Annotated in this window: 15 protein-coding genes; 10 read left to right on the top strand and 5 right to left on the bottom strand. The window is 64.9% G+C overall.

The window, feature by feature from the left end:
* Positions 1-64 precede the first annotated feature (64 nt).
* From FB597_RS15330 to FB597_RS15315, 4 genes are read left to right on the top strand one after another with little or no spacing between them, the layout of a single operon-like run.
* Positions 65-1,204, top strand: a complete 1,140-nt coding sequence (locus FB597_RS15330) for a 4-oxalomesaconate tautomerase (protein WP_144769998.1) — start codon at positions 65-67, stop codon at positions 1,202-1,204.
* 8 nt (positions 1,205-1,212) lie between these two features.
* Positions 1,213-2,238 carry an amidohydrolase family protein gene (locus FB597_RS15325; protein ID WP_144770054.1) on the top strand — a complete coding sequence of 342 codons (1,026 nt, stop codon included), beginning with the start codon at positions 1,213-1,215 and terminating at the stop codon, positions 2,236-2,238.
* A 17-nt stretch (positions 2,239-2,255) separates the two neighbouring features.
* Positions 2,256-2,939 carry a 4-carboxy-4-hydroxy-2-oxoadipate aldolase/oxaloacetate decarboxylase gene (ligK, locus tag FB597_RS15320; protein ID WP_144770053.1) on the top strand — a complete coding sequence of 228 codons (684 nt, stop codon included), beginning with the start codon at positions 2,256-2,258 and terminating at the stop codon, positions 2,937-2,939.
* Positions 2,940-2,956: 17 nt separating this feature from the next.
* Positions 2,957-3,655, top strand: coding sequence for an alpha/beta fold hydrolase (locus FB597_RS15315; RefSeq protein ID WP_141917660.1), 699 nt, complete (start codon positions 2,957-2,959; stop codon positions 3,653-3,655).
* A gap of 15 nt (positions 3,656-3,670) precedes the next feature.
* Here the strand turns inward: FB597_RS15315 and FB597_RS15310 are convergent, their stop codons facing one another.
* Positions 3,671-4,948: a LysR family transcriptional regulator gene (locus FB597_RS15310; protein WP_144769997.1), complete on the bottom strand. Its 1,278-nt coding sequence runs from the start codon at positions 4,946-4,948 to the stop codon at positions 3,671-3,673.
* Between the two features lie 330 nt (positions 4,949-5,278).
* Here FB597_RS15310 and FB597_RS15305 point away from each other — a divergent pair, with 330 nt between their 5' ends.
* Positions 5,279-6,196 carry a LysR family transcriptional regulator gene (locus FB597_RS15305; RefSeq protein WP_144769996.1) on the top strand — a complete coding sequence of 306 codons (918 nt, stop codon included), beginning with the start codon at positions 5,279-5,281 and terminating at the stop codon, positions 6,194-6,196.
* A 142-nt stretch (positions 6,197-6,338) separates the two neighbouring features.
* Here FB597_RS15305 and FB597_RS15300 read toward each other — a convergent pair whose 3' ends face one another.
* Positions 6,339-8,240: a potassium transporter Kup gene (locus FB597_RS15300; RefSeq protein ID WP_144769995.1), complete on the bottom strand. Its 1,902-nt coding sequence runs from the start codon at positions 8,238-8,240 to the stop codon at positions 6,339-6,341.
* 499 nt (positions 8,241-8,739) lie between these two features.
* Between FB597_RS15300 and FB597_RS15295 the strand changes: the two genes are divergently transcribed.
* Genes FB597_RS15295 through FB597_RS15280 form a run of 4 tightly spaced genes read left to right on the top strand, consistent with a single transcriptional unit; the run spans position 8,740 to position 12,541 of the window.
* Entirely contained in the window at positions 8,740-9,792 is a 1,053-nt protein-coding gene (locus tag FB597_RS15295; RefSeq protein ID WP_141917651.1) for an ABC transporter substrate-binding protein, read from the top strand.
* Position 9,793: 1 nt separating this feature from the next.
* Entirely contained in the window at positions 9,794-10,801 is a 1,008-nt protein-coding gene (locus FB597_RS15290; RefSeq protein WP_144769994.1) for an ABC transporter substrate-binding protein, read from the top strand.
* A complete protein-coding gene (locus tag FB597_RS15285; RefSeq protein WP_144769993.1) occupies positions 10,782-11,648 on the top strand; it encodes an ABC transporter ATP-binding protein in 867 nt (288 codons plus the stop codon). The genes FB597_RS15290 and FB597_RS15285 overlap by 20 nt, the downstream gene beginning before the upstream one ends.
* Positions 11,649-11,674: 26 nt before the next feature.
* A complete protein-coding gene (locus FB597_RS15280) occupies positions 11,675-12,541 on the top strand; it encodes an ABC transporter permease (protein WP_141917642.1) in 867 nt (288 codons plus the stop codon).
* A 72-nt stretch (positions 12,542-12,613) separates the two neighbouring features.
* On the opposite strand, the gene FB597_RS15275 is transcribed toward FB597_RS15280, so the two are convergent.
* The 3 genes from FB597_RS15275 to FB597_RS15265 all read right to left on the bottom strand — a co-directional run bounded on the left by FB597_RS15275 (position 12,614) and on the right by FB597_RS15265 (position 14,305).
* Positions 12,614-13,186 (bottom strand): methylated-DNA--[protein]-cysteine S-methyltransferase, encoded by a 573-nt coding sequence (locus FB597_RS15275; protein ID WP_144769992.1) that lies wholly within the window; start codon positions 13,184-13,186, stop codon positions 12,614-12,616.
* A 56-nt stretch (positions 13,187-13,242) separates the two neighbouring features.
* Positions 13,243-13,812 (bottom strand): flavin reductase family protein, encoded by a 570-nt coding sequence (locus tag FB597_RS15270; protein ID WP_144769991.1) that lies wholly within the window; start codon positions 13,810-13,812, stop codon positions 13,243-13,245.
* Between the two features lie 136 nt (positions 13,813-13,948).
* Positions 13,949-14,305, bottom strand: coding sequence for a hypothetical protein (locus FB597_RS15265; RefSeq protein ID WP_141917633.1), 357 nt, complete (start codon positions 14,303-14,305; stop codon positions 13,949-13,951).
* 404 nt (positions 14,306-14,709) lie between these two features.
* On the opposite strand from FB597_RS15265, the gene FB597_RS15260 reads away from it, so the two are divergent.
* Positions 14,710-15,915, top strand: coding sequence for a threonine ammonia-lyase (locus FB597_RS15260; protein WP_141917631.1), 1,206 nt, complete (start codon positions 14,710-14,712; stop codon positions 15,913-15,915).
* Positions 15,916-15,927: the final 12 nt, after the last annotated feature.

The raw sequence follows: 15,927 nt of genomic DNA, 5'->3' as shown, positions 1-15,927 counted from the left end.
GCACACCTTGCGCCCGAGGACTTGGCGATACTGCTCCAGAAGAAAACCAGATGGAGAAGTAACCATGCAGACAGATTCAGATGCGCAGCAGCGGGCGGTTCCTTGCCTGCTGATGCGCGGCGGCACTTCGCGCGGTCCCTTCTTCGCCGAATCCGACCTGCCGGCCGACACCAAACAGCGCGATGCCGTTCTGCTGGCCGCGCTGGGTTCGCCCGACCGCCGCCAGATCGACGGCCTGGGCGGCGCGCATCCCCTGACCAGCAAGGCCGGCATCGTGCGCCCCAGCGCCACGCCGGGCGTCGACCTGGACTTCCTGTTCGCCCAGCTGCAACCCGATTCGGACAAGGTCGACACCACCCCCAACTGCGGCAACATGCTGGCGGCGGTCTTGCCCTTCGCCATCGAACGCGGCCTGGTGCCGGCGCAGGATCCCGTCACCAGCGCCCGTATCCTGACCCTGAACACCGGCATGCAATGCGATGTGACGGTGCAGACGCCGGGCGGCCGCCTGCGCTATAGCGGCGACACCCGCATCGACGGCGTGCCCGGCAGCGCGGCGCCGGTCAAGATCAATTTCCTCGATACCGCCGGTTCGGTCTGCCCATCCATGCTGCCCAGCGGCCGCGTGTTGGACCAGGTCGCCTTCACTACACCCGATGGTGTCGCACACGCGATCACGGCTACGCTGATCGACAACGGCATGCCGATGGTGCTGGTGCGCGCCGCCGATTTCGGCATCGCCGGCCGCGAAAGCGTGGCCGAGCTCAACGGCAACCGGGCCCTGAAGCAGAAACTGGAGGCGCTGCGCCTGGCATGCGGCCCGCTGATGGGCCTGGGCGACGTGGCGACCAAGAACTATCCCAAGATGTGCCTGCTGTCGGCGCCGGCGGCCGGCGGCGCCATTGCCACCCGCTGCTTCATCCCGCACGTCTGCCACGAAGCCATCGGCGTGCTGGCGGCGGTGACCGTGGCCACGGCCTGCGTGCTGGAAGGTTCTGTCGCGCAAGGCCTGGCACAGGCCGGCGGCGGCCTGCAGCGCACGCTGTCGGTGGAGCATCCGAGCGGCGAATTCAGCGTCGAGCTGGAGCTCGATGCCCGCGACAGGCAAAAAATCGTCCGCGCCGCGCTGCTGCGTACGGCGCGCCCCATCATGCGCGGGGAAGTCCTGATCCCTGCCGCCATCTTCAACGAGAAAGAACCATGAGAGATCCCCTGATCATCGATTGCCACGGCCACTACACCACCGCCCCCAAGGCGCTGGAAGAGTGGCGCAACCGGCAGATCGCCAACCTGAAGACGCCGGCGCTGGGCCCCAGGCCGTCCGAACTCAGGATCAGCGACGACGAGCTGCGCGAATCGATCGAAGGCAACCAGCTGCGCCTGATGAAGGAACGCGGCGCCGACCTGACCATCTTCTCGCCGCGCGCCAGCTTCATGGCGCACCACATCGGTGACCTGGAGACCAGCCAGACCTGGGCGGCGATCTGCAACGAGCTCTGCCACCGGGTGGCGCAACTGTTCCCGCAGCACTTCGTCGGCGCGGCCATGCTGCCGCAGTCGCCGGGCGCGGATATCCGCACCTCGATTGCCGAACTGGAGAAATGCGTCAAGGAATACGGCTTCGTCGGCGTGAACCTGAACCCGGACCCGTCCGGCGGCCACTGGAGTTCGCCGCCGCTGTCCGACAAGTCCTGGTACCCGCTGTACGAGAAGATGGTGGAGCTGGAAATACCGGCGATGATCCACGTCAGCACCAGTTGCAACGCCTGTTTCCACACCACCGGCGCGCACTACCTGAATGCCGACACCACCGCCTTCATGCAATGCCTGACCAGCGACCTGTTCAAGGACTTCCCGACGCTGAAGTTCCTGATCCCGCACGGCGGCGGCGCGGTACCTTACCACTGGGGGCGTTTCCGCGGACTGGCGCAGGAGATGAAGAAGCCGTTGTTGAAGGAGCACCTGTTGAACAACATCTTCTTCGACACCTGCGTGTACCACCAGCCGGGCATCGACCTGCTGACCAAGGTGATTCCGGTGGACAACGTGCTGTTCGCATCCGAGATGATCGGCGCGGTGCGCGGCATCGATCCGGAGACGGGGCATTACTACGACGACACCAAACGCTACATCCAGGCGGCCGCGTTGAGCGACGAGGAACGCGGCAAGATCTACGAAGGCAATGCGCGCCGGGTGTATCCGCGGCTGGACGCCGCACTCAAGAGCCAAGGACGGTAAACATGAGCACACCCCTGATCAATCAGCTGGGCATTGTCAAGCGCAATATTGAACGCGCCGATGCCGGCGTAGTGGAGCACCTGGGGAAATTCGGCGTGGCCACCGTGCATGAGGCGCAGGGCCGCACCGGACTATTGAAACCCTACATGCGCCCGATTTATCCGGGCGCCGCGGTATCGGGAACCGCCGTGACCGTGCTGCTGCATCCGGGCGACAACTGGATGATGCACGTGGCGGCCGAGCAGATCCGGCCGGGCGACATCGTGGTGGCGGCCATCACCGCCGAATGCACCGACGGCTACTTCGGCGACCTGCTGGCGACCAGCTTCATGGCGCGCGGCGCCAGGGCATTGATCATCGACGCCGGCGTGCGCGACGTGAAGATCCTCAAGGAAATGGGTTTCCCGGTGTGGAGCAAAGCGATCAGCGCCAAGGGCACCATCAAGGCCACGCTGGGTTCGGTCAACATCCCGGTGGTTTGCGCCGGCGCGCTGGTCAACCCGGGCGACGTCATCGTCGCCGATGATGACGGCGTGGTGGTGGTGCCGGCGTCGGACGCGGCCCGGGTAGCCCAGGCCGCGCAAAAGCGCGAAGATCTGGAAGGCGAGAAGCGCGAAAAACTGGCCGCCGGCGTGCTGGGGCTGGATATGTACGACATGCGCGATCCGCTGGCAGCGGCCGGTCTGAAATATCTGGATTAGAAAGTGAGAAAGACGCCATGAAAAAGACGCTTTATCTGCTGTGCGGCCTGTTATGCGACGAGGTGGTCTGGGCGGCCCAGGCGCAAGCCTTGCAGGACGACTACGATGTGCGCGTGATTACCTTCCTGCAGCAAGACAGCATGCAGGCAATGGCCGAAAAGGTCTTGGCCGATGCGCCGGCGAACTTCGCCCTGGCCGGCCACTCCATGGGCGGGCGGGTGGCGCTGGAGGTGTGTCGCCGGGCGCCGCAGCGCGTCGAACGGCTGGCCCTGCTCGACACCGGCTACGAAGCCGCCGCTCCCGGCGAAGCGGATAAGCGCGCGCTGCTGGTTCGGCAGGCCCTGGCCGAAGGGACCGACGCCATCGCCGCGGCCTGGGGATTGCCCATGCTGGCGCCCTGCCACCGCGAGGATCCGCATCTGGTGCAGGCGATATTCGATATGGTGGGGCGCATGACCGGCAAGATCTACGCGGCGCAGACACACGCCTTGCTGAACCGTCCCGATGCCGCCGACGTCCTGGCCAGCCTCGCTTGCCCGACACTGCTGTTGTGCGGCAAGCAGGATGGCTGGAGCCCGCCGCAGCGCCATGAACGGATGGCGCAGATGGTTCCGCACGCGGTGCTGGAACTGGTGGATGATTGCGGCCACATGTCGATGATGGAACAACCCGAGGCCGTACTGCAGGCAATGCGGCGCTGGCTGGCGAGCCGATAACACGGCCAGGCCGGCTCAGGCGACCATCGCCTCGCCGACCGGCCGCAGGACATCCTGCGGCGCCGGCGCCTTGGGCCGGCGGATCTCCGCTACCACGTCGCGAATCGCCGCCATCAGCGCCGACGCGCCGGGCGACGGTTTGCTCTCCGCCCGTTGGATGAGCCCTATCACGCGCGTCGTGCTGGGCAAGCTGATATCCAGCGCCTGCAATGTGCCATTCCCTATTTCGAACTCAAGCTGGCGCGTCGAGATCGCGGTGGCCATATCGCTACGCAACAGCAGCCCGCGCAGCAACGCCAGGTCGCTGGTTTCCACCGCCGGCGCCGGCGGCGTCAATCCCTGCAGGCAGAAGGACTGGCTGAACAGGCGACGCGCAGGCGTATGCGGATTGGCCAGCACCCAGGAGAGGCCGTCCAGGTCTTGCAGGCTGAGGTTCTTGCGCCGGCCCAGCGGATGGCCGTTGCGCACCACGATGGACATGCTGTCGTTGAGCAAGGGTTCGCCCTTGAGATCGCGCGCGTAATCGGCAGGCCGCAGGGCGCCGAAGATGAAATCGATATCCCCGGCGCGCAAGCGGTTGGCCAGCGTGTCGAACGGCGCTTCGATGGTTTCGATGCGCAGCAAGGGATGTCGGGACAGCACCGCCAGGATGGCATTGGGCAAGATCTGGGTGCGCCCCAGCGGCAAGGCGCCAATGACCACCTTGCCTTCGGTAGCCCCCTTGATGGCGCCGAGCTCGGCCTCCACATGGCGCAGCTCCATGAGCGCCCGCTTGACGCGAAACAGCAGCGCCACGCCCGGCTCGGTCGCGACCACTCCCTTGGAGGTGCGCCGGAAAAGCGCGACCCCGAGGTCGCCTTCCAGATCGTTGACGCCCGCGCTGACGGCCGGTTGCGATATGCCCAGCAACTTGGCGACAGTGGGCATGTGGCCGTGCTTGGCCAGATTCACCAGAATCGCCAGGCGCCGTTCGCTGAGCAGCGCCGCGGGCACCCGCGTCCTGGCGCGCGCCTGCGGATCGGCGCTCTTGCTCGCGACCTCGGCAACCCCCTGCTCCAGTTCGTGGATGGCGCGCCGCCCGCGATACAGCAGCGCGCTGCCGAACGCATTGCACAACATGCCGGTCGCCTTGCGTTCGAACAGCTCGACGCCAAAGTACGACTCCAGTTCGTGGACCGAGCGGGTGACCGCCGATTGCGCCCGGCACAGATGCTCGGAGGCGCGCGTGGCGCTGCCGGCCTCGGCGACGCTGATGAAGGCGCGCAGGTGGCGCAGGTTGAATGACATCGGCATAGCGTCCCTCCTTGCCGCGCGCCTCCGGTCAACCCGGCGGCGACGACATTAAGCTGGCCAGGCGCATGCGCCGCATCGCAACAACATGGGCCTCTGGCTTTATTTCAGGCATACCATGCCCGGCCTGGACGCAACCCGCGTGCAAGACCGGAGAATGGGGGGTGATTGCTCGTTCGCGACGGCAAGCGCGCGTCAAGAAAAGATGATCCGTGTCGGCATAAGGTCTCCTGAATGCTTGATGTTTATCGTTTTTTTGATGTAGATGATAACCAACACGTGGTATATAGCAATGAAATTAGTTAGATAACATTTATTCGATAACTGAATAACATGAACGATCTGGACTTCGATCTCAACCTGTTGCCGGTGATATTGGCCGTCATCGAAGAACGCAGCGTCAGCCGCGCCGCGCTGCGCCTGGGATGGAGCCAGCCCAAGGTAAGCATCGCCCTGAACAAATTGCGCACGGCCCTGGGCGACCCGTTGTTCATCCGCGGTTCGCACGGCGTGGAACCGACGCCGCGCGCGCTGTCGCTGATGGAGCCGACCCAGGAAATTCTCCAGCGGATCCGGCAGAACGTATTGCTGCACGCGCCTTACGCCCCGGCCGCCTCTACCCGCGCCTTCACCTTCGCCTTATCGGATGTGGGCGAGATGTTCATGCTGCCGCAACTGATGCGATACCTGGCCGAGGTGGCCCCCCATGTCTCCGTCACCAGCGTGACGCTGCCGCCGGACGATATTGCCAATGGCCTGGAAAAGGGCGAGATCGACCTCGCGGTAGGTTATTTTCCTGATTTGACGCGGCGCAATTTCTACCAGCAGCGCCTGTATTCGCACAGCTTTATCAGCCTGATCCGCGCAGGGCACCGCATCAAGGACAAGCGGCTGAGCATGGAACAGTTCCTGGAGCTGGGCCATGCGGTGGTCCGGCCTGAAGGCCGCAGCCACGAAGCCTTCGAACAGGTATTGGCCAAGCTCAAGATCAAGCGGCGCATCGCACTGTCGGTACCGCATTTCATGTCGATTCCTTTCATCGTCGCCTCGACCGATCTGCTGGTCACCGTGCCTGCCGCGCTGGGCGAGCGCTTCGCCACCCTGGCCGATGTGCGGACGATCTATCCGCCGATGGAGCTGCCGACGGTGGATTTGAAGCAGCACTGGCACCGGAAATACCATCGGGACGAAGCGAACATCTGGATACGGTCGGTATTCTTGAAGATGTTTTCCAACGGACCGATGCTCTGACGCGGCTTATGTTGCCATCGCACGGCCGCGCAAATGACGCAGGATAATCCTGGCTTGCCATGCCGGTTTATCCCCGATAAAAACAAGAACGCCCGCAGATGCGGGCGTTCTCTATTCAGGCACTTCTCCGAGCAGGCGACGATCAGATCTCGACCTTGGTCCCCAGCTCCACCACCCGGTTGGCCGGGATGTTGAAGAAGTCCGACGGCTTGGCGCCGTTCTGGTACATCCAGGCGAACAGGCGCTCGCGCCACAGCGACATGCCCAGGAGCTTGCTCGGCACCACCGTGTCGCGCGCCAGGAAGAACGAGGTGTCCATCAGGTCGAAATGATGGCCGAACTGCTGCTCGGCCAGCGCCATCACCCGGTGCACCTCCGGCGTCTCCTTGAAGCCGAAGGAAGCGCGCAGCAGGTAGACCTGGCCGCCCAGGTCCTTCATGGTCAGGCGCTCGCTGTCGGCCACGTAAGGCACGTCCCAGATGCTGATCTTCAGGAAGAACACCCGCTCGTGCAGGATGCGGTTGTGCTTGAGGTTGTGCAGCAGCGCTACCGGCACGGTGTTGATGTTGCCGGTCATGAAGACGGCAGTGCCGCCCACGCGGTGCGGCGGATGCGCCAGCAGGCCTTCGACGAAGGGCTCCAGCGGGATGCCGTCGTCCTTGATGCGCATGCGCAGCAGCATGCGGCCGGAATACCACGTCATCAGCAGGAAGAACGCCGCGCCGCCGATCACCAGCGGGAACCAGCCGCCCTCGGTGAGCTTGAGCAGGTTGGCGGCAAAGAACGCCACGTCCACCACCATGAAGCAGCTGATGACCAGCACCACCGCCGGCATCCGCCACTTCCAGATATGGCGCATCACCACGCCCAGCAGCATGGTGGTGATCACCATGGTGGTGGTCACCGCCACGCCGTACGCGGCGGCCAGGTTGTCCGATTTCTTGAAGGCCAGCACCACGGCCACCACCAGCACCAGCAACATCCAGTTGATCAGCGGGATATAGATCTGGCCCTGCTCGTCTTCGGAGGTGTGCAGGATGCGCATGCGCGGCACGAAGCCCAGAAGGATGGCCTGGCTGGTCAGCGAGAAGGCGCCCGAGATCACCGCCTGCGAAGCGATCACCGTGGCGCAGGTCGACAGCAGCACCATCGGCAGCACCAGCGCCTCGGGCACCATCAGGTAAAAGGGGTTCTTGATCGCCGCCGGGTTGGCGATCAGGTTGGCGCCCTGGCCGAAGTAGTTGATCAGCAGCGCCGGCATGACCGTGAAAATCCAGGCGAAGCGGATCGGCTTGATGCCGAAGTGGCCCATGTCGGCATACAGCGCCTCGGCCCCGGTCAGCACCAGCACCACCGAGCCCAGCACGATGAAGGCCTGCAGCGAATGATCGGCCATGAAGCGCACGGCGTAGTAAGGGTTGATCGCCACCAGCACTTCCGGCGCCTTGACGATGTTGTATATGCCCAGCAAGGCCAGCGACAGGAACCAGGCGAACATCACCGGCCCGAAGAAACGGCCTACCACGCTGGTGCCGTGGCGCTGGATCAGGAACAGCACCACCACGATGGCGATCGTCAGCGGGATCACCACATGGGCGGTCTGCGGCGCGGCGATCTCCAGCCCTTCCACCGCCGACAGCACCGAGATGGCCGGCGTGATCACCACGTCGCCGTAGAACATGCAGGCGCCGAACACGCCCAGCATCATCAGCAGCTTGGCGCGCGGCGAGCCCGACACGGCCGACCGCAGCGACAACGCCATCAGGGCCAGCACGCCGCCTTCGCCGTTATTGTCGGCGCGCAGCACGAACAGCACGTATTTGACGCTCACCACGATGGTGATGGCCCAGAACAGCATGGAGATGATGCCCAGCACCGCGTCGGGAGAAAAGGCGATGCCGTGGTCGGGGCTGAAACACTCCTTGAGCGCGTACAACGGGCTGGTGCCGATGTCGCCGAACACCACGCCGAGCGCGGCCAGTGTGATCAGGTGCAGCTTCTGCGAACGGAAGGACAGATTTGGATTGGTGTGAGATGAACTCATCGGACTCCCTTTGCTTCTTCAAATTGTCGCCGCCGGCGGCGCGGGCCTTGCACAAAAGGCAGGGATCGGGGCATCCGGCCGGGCAGGACGCGTACTTTATCGCACTCTACCTGCGGTGCGCGCAAATTGCCCGGGCCGCATGCAGGACGTTGCGCCGCTGCCTCTGCCCGGGCATCCGGAACTTGACAGCGCGGCAATACGGCGGTTCGGGTTTCGCCGGCCGGCTCCCCCGCATGGCGCGCCGTCCTTGCCCCTGCCGCACATGGGCTGCCCGGGCGCCAAAGGCCGCCAGCGGCAAGGCCTGGCAGCCTATGCCGTGGCCTCATATGGATATGCGGTAATCGAGTTTTTCTTTCTTGCGCGCCCTTTATATACTCCAATCGAATAAAGAACCACGCTTTCCCGACAAGATGGTTCTAAGAAGCTGTGCGCGGTCCCTGCCGGGATCGCAAACAGGTTCTCAGCCGATCGCCCCTCCCACCGACAACGACAGGACATCATGCAACCAACCCGCCCCACGCCGGGACGTCTCCGGCGCTTCATTTCCAACACCCTGGCCGCTTCGGCCACCGGCGCGCTGGCGCTGTCGCTGCTGGGCGCGCCGATGGCGGCGCATGCCGAAGGGCAGTTGCGCATCGCCGAACAGTTCGGCGTCGTCTACCTGCTGCTCAACGTCGCGCAGGACCAGCAACTGATCGAAAAGCACGGCCGCGCCGCCGGCGTGGACATCAAGGTCGACTGGCTCAAGCTCTCCGGCGGCTCGGCCGTCAACGACGCGCTGCTGTCCGGTTCGGTGGACATCGCCGGCGCCGGCGTGGGCCCGCTCCTGACCATCTGGGACCGCACCTACGGCAAGCAAAACGTGCGCGGCGTGGCGTCGCTGGGTAACTTCCCCTACTACCTGGTGAGCAACAACCCGAACGTGAAGACCATCGCCGACTTCACCGAGAAGGACCGCATCGCGCTGCCGGCGGTGGGCGTATCGGTGCAATCGCGCGTGCTGCAGTTCGCCTCGGCCAAGCTGTGGGGCGACGCCCAGTACAACAAGCTGGACAAGATCAGCATCGCCGTGCCGCACCCGGATGCCGCCGCCGCCATCATCAGCGGCGGCACCGAGATCACCGGCCACTTCGGCAACCCGCCGTTCCAGGAACAGGAGCTGGCCGGCAATCCCAAGGCACATATCGTGCTCAACTCCTACCAGGTGCTGGGCGGTCCCTCCTCGGCCACGGTGTTGTACGCCACCGAGAAATTCCGCCGCGACAATCCCAAGACCTACAGCGCCTTCGTCGGCGCGCTGGATGAAGCCGCGAAGTTCATCGCCGCCAATCCCGAGAAGGCGGCCGACATCTACCTCAAGGTCAACAAGGGCAATACCGACCGCAAGCTGCTGCTGCAGATCATCAAGAACCCGGAAGTGCAGTTCAGGATCGGCCCGCAGAACACTTACCCGCTGGCCGAGTTCATGCATCGCGTGGGCGCCATCAAGAACAAGCCGGCTTCGGTGAAGGATTACTTCTTCGACGATGCCCATATCCAGGGAGGCAGCTGACATGCCGTTCGCACGCACATTCTTCCCGGCCCTGGCGGCCGGCCTGATCGCCCTCGGCCCGGCCGCCAGCGCGCATGCCGAAGGCCAGATCCGCATCGCCCAGCAGTTCGGCATCGGCTACCTGATCCTGGACGTGGTGCAGGACCAGAAGCTGATCGAAAAGCAGGGCAAGAAGGAAGGCCTCGACATCAAGGTCGAATGGAACAGCCTGTCCGGCGCCACCGGCATGAACGAGGCGCTGCTGGCCGGCGCGCTGGATGTGGTCTCGGCCGGCGCCCCGCCGGCGCTGGTGCTGTGGGACCGCACGCGCGGCCGCCAGAACGTCAAGGCGATCGCTTCGCTGGGTTCGATGCCCAACTACCTGCTGTCGAACAATCCGAACGTGAAGACCGTCAAGGATTTCAGCAGCAAGGACCGCATCGCGGTGCCGGCCGCGGGCGTGGGCTTCCAGTCGCGCACGCTGCAGATCGAGACCGCCCGGCTGTATGGCAAGGACAACTACAAGCGCTTCGACGACATCACGGTGAGCCTGTCGCACCCGGACGCCACCGCCGCGCTGCTGGCCGGCGGTTCGGAAATCAATGCCCATTTCTCCAGCCCGCCGTTCCAGTACCAGGCGCTGGAGAACAAGAACGTGCACAAGGTGATCAGCTCCTACGACATCCTGGGCGGCCCGGCCTCCTTCAACTTCCTGTACACCACGCAGAAGTTCCACGACGAGAACCCCAAGACCTACCGCGCCTTCTACAACGCGCTGGTGGAAGCGGCCGAATTCATCCGCAACAACAAGGCCAAGGCGGCCGATACCTTCATCCGCGTGCAGAAGTCCAAGCTGGCGCCGGAGTTCGTGCGCAAGATCGTGGAAGACCCGGAAATCAATTTCACCGTCTCGCCCGAGCGCAGCTTCGTGTATGCCGAAAAACTGCATGAGATCGGCGTGCTGAAGAACCGCGCGGCGTCATGGAAAGACTACTTCTTCGAGGAAGCGTATGCACAACCCGGCAGTTGAAGCGGCCAGCGTATCGGCCGCCGTCCAGGCGTCCACGCCGCTGCTGCAGGTCGACCGGGTCAGCCTGCAGTACCGCACCGCCTCGGCCGTGGTGCAGGCCACGCATGATGTCAGCTTCGGCGTCTATCCGGCCGACCGCTTCGTGCTGCTCGGCCCGTCCGGCTGCGGCAAGTCGAGCCTGCTGAAATCGGTGGCGGGCTTCCTGCCCCCGGCCTCCGGCGAGATCCGGCTGGATGGCCAGGCCGTGCGCCATCCGGGCCCGGACCGCATCGTGGTGTTCCAGGAATTCGACCAGCTGCCGCCGTGGAAGACGGTGCTGCAAAACGTGATGTTCCCGCTGCTGGCCTCGAAGACGCTGGGCAAGCGCGCGGCCGCCGAGCGTGCCCGCCACTACCTCGAGAAAGTCGGCCTGGCGCGCTTTGCCGACGCCTATCCGCACACGCTCTCGGGCGGCATGAAGGCGCGCGTGGCGATCGCCCGCGCGCTGGCCATGCAACCCAAGATGCTGCTGATGGACGAGCCCTTCGCCGCGCTCGATGCGCTGACCCGCCGCAAGATGCAGGAAGAGCTGCTGGCGCTGTGGGAGGAGGTGCGCTTCACGCTGCTGTTCGTCACCCACTCGATCGAAGAGGCGCTGGTGGTAGGCAACCGCATCCTGCTGCTCTCGCCCCATCCGGGCCGCGTGCGCGCCGAGATCAACAGCCACCAGTACGACCTCGCCAGCCTGGGCGGCGCCGGTTTCCAGCAGACCGCGCAGCGTATCCACCGGCTGCTGTTCGACGAAGGCGCGGCCCCTGCCGCACCGGAGAAACCGATCAATTTCGGCGACGTGCGCTTCTCCTACTGACGCGCCGCGCCCACCGAGGTAAGCCCATGAACCTGACGCCCCCCGTGCGGGAAGAATATGAACTGCCGCTGACGCCCTTGTCCGGCGTGGTGCTGGAACGCCGCCTCTCGCTACCCCAGCGCATCTGGCAGCAAACCTGGATCCGCAAGGGCGCGATCCTTTTGCTGCTGGCCATCGTGTGGGAAGCCATCGGCCGCTGGCAGAACAACGACCTGCTGCTGCCCACCTTCGGCCAGACCGCGCAAGCCTTTGCCGAGGGCATCGCCAGCGGCGAGCTGTTCAACAAGACCTGGCTGTCGCTGCAGGTGCTGCTCAAGGCCTATGTGCTGGGCATCGCCGCCGCCTTCGTTCTGACCACGCTGGCGGTGTCCACCCAGTTCGGGCGCGACCTCTTGAGCACGCTGACCTCGATGTTCAACCCCTTGCCGGCCATCGCCCTGCTGCCCATCGCCTTGCTGTGGTTCGGCCTGGGCCAGGGCAGCCTGATCTTCGTGCTGGTGCATTCGGTGCTGTGGGCGCTGGCGGTCAACACCTATGCCGGTTTCCTGGGCGTGTCCGACACCTTGCGCATGGCCGGCCGCAACTACGGCTTGCATGGCCTGCCGTTCGTGCTGCAGGTGCTGGTGCCGGCCGCGCTGCCATCGATCCTGGCCGGCCTGCGCATCGGCTGGGCCTTCGCCTGGCGCACGCTGATCGCCGCCGAGCTGGTGTTCGGCGCCACCAGCGGCAAGGGCGGCCTGGGCTGGTACATCTTCCAGAACCGCAACGAGCTCTATACCGACAAGGTCTTCGCCGGGCTGGCAATGGTGATCCTGATCGGCCTGCTGGTGGAAAACCTGGTGTTCAATACGCTGGAGCGGGTGACGGTGAAGCGCTGGGGGATGCAGCGGTAAGCAGGACATAAACGCAACATAACCGCGACACTCCCTGGCAGCGTTATAAACGCCGCCAGATTCCGACAGCAGTCACAGCAACGAAAGCTGGTTGGGATCCGCCGCGCGCCGGTGCTGCGCTTTTCTTCCCGGGTCGATCGCCGCGCCCGCATCGTGCCCTTCGGTGGAGATGCCTTCGATCGCCAGCAGCAGTTTCTTGGCATGCAGGCCGCCGGCGAAACCGGTCAGCTCGCCGCCCGAGCCGATCACGCGATGGCAGGGCGCGATGATGGAAATCGGATTGCGTCCGTTGGCCGCGCCCACCGCGCGCACCGCCTTCTCGTTGCCGAGCTCGCGCGCAATCTCCAGATAGGTGCGGGTCTGGCCGTAGGGAATGGTGAGCAGCGCGGCCCATACCCGCTTCTGGAAATCGGTGCCGTCGAATGCCAATGGAACATCGAAGCTGGTGCGCCGGCCGGCGAAATAATCGGCCAGCTGGCGCGCCGTCTCGAGCAGCACCGGGCACGCGTCGTCCTGCGCCATCTCGCCCAGGCGCACACGGCCGGCGCGGTCGTTCTCCCACAGGATGGCCGTCAGTTTGTCGCCCCTGGCCACCAGCGTGAGCCGGCCGACCGGCGAATCGATGTGCTTGTATGCGTAGTCCATATGCGGCCTCCTGAGTCGGAAGCCGATTCTAGCCTATTGATCCTACCCCGAAACGCTCAGAGATATTCGCTGCGAAAACCTGAGCGCCGGCTGATCACCTCTCCGGCCACCATGAATTCTCCATTGCCTTTGTAGTGCACCGTCTTCGGGTTTTTCGGCGTGCGCGCCACATGCGCCTTCACCACGTCGAAAATGAAATAGTTGTATTTCCCGATCAGCTTGCCGTCGTGCAGGCGGCATTCGAAGTTGGCGTGGCATTCGCCGATCAGCGGCGCGCCGACCTCGGCCGCGGGCAGCGGCGTCAGGCCGAAGCGCTCGAACTTGTCGACCTGTGCGCCCGAACAATTGCCGATGCCGACCACCTGGTCGATCAGTGCGACCGTGGGCAGGTTGATCACGCATTCCCGGCTGTTGCGGATGAGCTCGAAGCTATGGTTGCCGCCGGCGATGACGCAACCCAGCAACGAGGGCGCGAACTCCATAACGGTATGCCACCCCATGGTCATGATGTTGCGCTGTTTCCTGTGCGCCGACGACACCAGCACGATCGGGCCGGGCTCAAGGTAGCGGCGTATCTGATGTACCGGGAAATCCTGCTTGGCGGGCAACCTGGGGGCACGGGGCATGGCGGCTCCTGGCGATTATTGCGGAGGAAAGCCGGCACGCGTTGCCGGCGCGCCGCGGTAAACGCCGCAGGGCGCGGCTCCTATCCGGGCGGCGCCCTGCGCGTGATACGGCAATGAAGCCTTGGTATCGTTCAGCTCAGATGGTCAGCACGGAATGCCCGCTTTCGTTCATGGCGTCATAGCAACGGGTGCAAACGCGGCAGAACAGATGCGAGCGCTTGACATGGCGATGCCGCAACACCAGCTGCAGGGCCACGCCCGGGCAATGCGGGCATGCTTCGCGCATGGGGCCGACCGGAACGACGTCGGCGGCCTGGAAGCCTTGTTCGGTCATCACGCCCTCCACGACGTCGCGCGGATCGAGCTCGACCAGCGACAGCAACAACGGGGCGCTGCGCTGTTCGAAGCGCGAGGCGGCGCGCGCCCCGCTCTCGGACGGGAACAGCGGCGGCGGGGACGGCCTGGCATCCGGATACCGGGTTGCGATGCTCATTGAGGTCTCCTTGGGTGGAACGCAGAAGCTTGTGTTGAGGAACTGCCGGGAAGGCCTGCCGATCTGGTCAGACCGGCAATCCTGGGGAGCCGCTTCCCGAACTGGCATGAACCAGGCCGCGATGCGACGGAGTCTTTACTCTAGTCGGCGCATCGCCTGACTTCAATGGCGCCGGCAAAAGAATTTTTCAATCGCGGAACAGAGGCCTATATCCATGCGCCAACGAGGAAATCGATGCCAATGAATGCCCGCCAATGGCTATCCGGGCATCGCTGGCGATAGCCTGCAAATTTCCCGCGTCGGTTTTTTGAAAAATGCACATCGTTCCGTCCCGCTTGTCTATTTTTCGCCATCTCACACGGGCACCAAGGGCAAATGCTACAAAGCGGTGCAATAATCCCACCATGACTACACTCAACGATATCGAAGCCGCCGCCCGCCGGCTGCAAGGCCAGATCCTGGAAACCCCCTGTGTCGAATCACGCACGCTGTCGCAGATCGTCGGCGCCCAGGTGTTCCTCAAGTTCGAGAACCTGCAGTTCACCGCCTCCTTCAAGGAGCGCGGCGCCTGCAACAAGCTGGTCGACGTCGCCCAGAGCGGCGACGGCACGCGCGGGGTGATCGCCATGTCGGCAGGCAACCATGCCCAGGGCGTGGCCTACCATGCGCAACGCCTGGGCTTGCCGGCCACCATCGTCATGCCGCGCTTCACCCCCGGCGTGAAGATCGAGCGCACGCGCGGCTTCGGCGCCAATGTCGTGCTGCACGGCGATACGCTGGAGGCGGCGCGCGCCCATGCCTATGCGCTGGCGGAACAGGAAAACCTGACCTTCGTCCATCCCTACGACGACGAGGCCATCATCGCCGGCCAAGGCACGGTAGCGCTGGAGATGCTCAGCGCGGTGCCCGACCTCGACACGCTGGTGGTAGCCATCGGCGGCGGCGGCCTGCTGGCCGGGATGGCGGTGGCGGCGCGCGCCATCAAGCCGGAGATCGACATCGTCGGCGTGCAGACGCGGCGCTTCCCGAGCATGGTCAACGCCGTCAAGGGCACCGAACACCCGATGGGCGCCAGCACCATCGCCGAAGGCATCGCGGTCGGCACGCCCGGCACGCTCACGCGCGCCATCATCGCCCGCGAAGCCAACGAGCTGCTGCTGGTGGACGAAGGCGATATCGAACAAGCCGTACTGATGCTGCTGGAAATCGAGAAGACCCTGGTCGAAGGCGCCGGCGCGGCCGGCCTGGCGGCGCTGCTGCGCCACCCCGACCGCTTCCGCGGCAAGCGCGTGGGACTGGTGCTATCGGGCGGCAACATCGACCCGCTGTTGCTCACCGCCATCATCGAACGCGGCATGGTGCGCGCCGGCCGCCTGGCGCGCGTGAAGGTCAGCTCGCGTGACGTCCCCGGCACGCTGGCGAAAATCACCGGCATCGTCGCCGAAGCCGGCGCTAATATCGACGAGGTCCACCACCAGCGCGCCTTCACCCTGCTGGCGGCGCAAAACGTCGACATCGAACTGGTGCTGCAAACGCGCGGCCGCCCGCATCTGGCGCAAGTGCTGCAGGCGCTGCGCGGGGCCGGGTTCGAGGCGGAAGAGCTGCACTGAGACGGCAGGCCA

Source organism: Herbaspirillum sp. SJZ099 (assembly GCF_007828355.1).
Taxonomy (GTDB): domain Bacteria; phylum Pseudomonadota; class Gammaproteobacteria; order Burkholderiales; family Burkholderiaceae_D; genus Herbaspirillum.
This window is presented reverse-complemented; position numbering and strand designations above follow the sequence as displayed.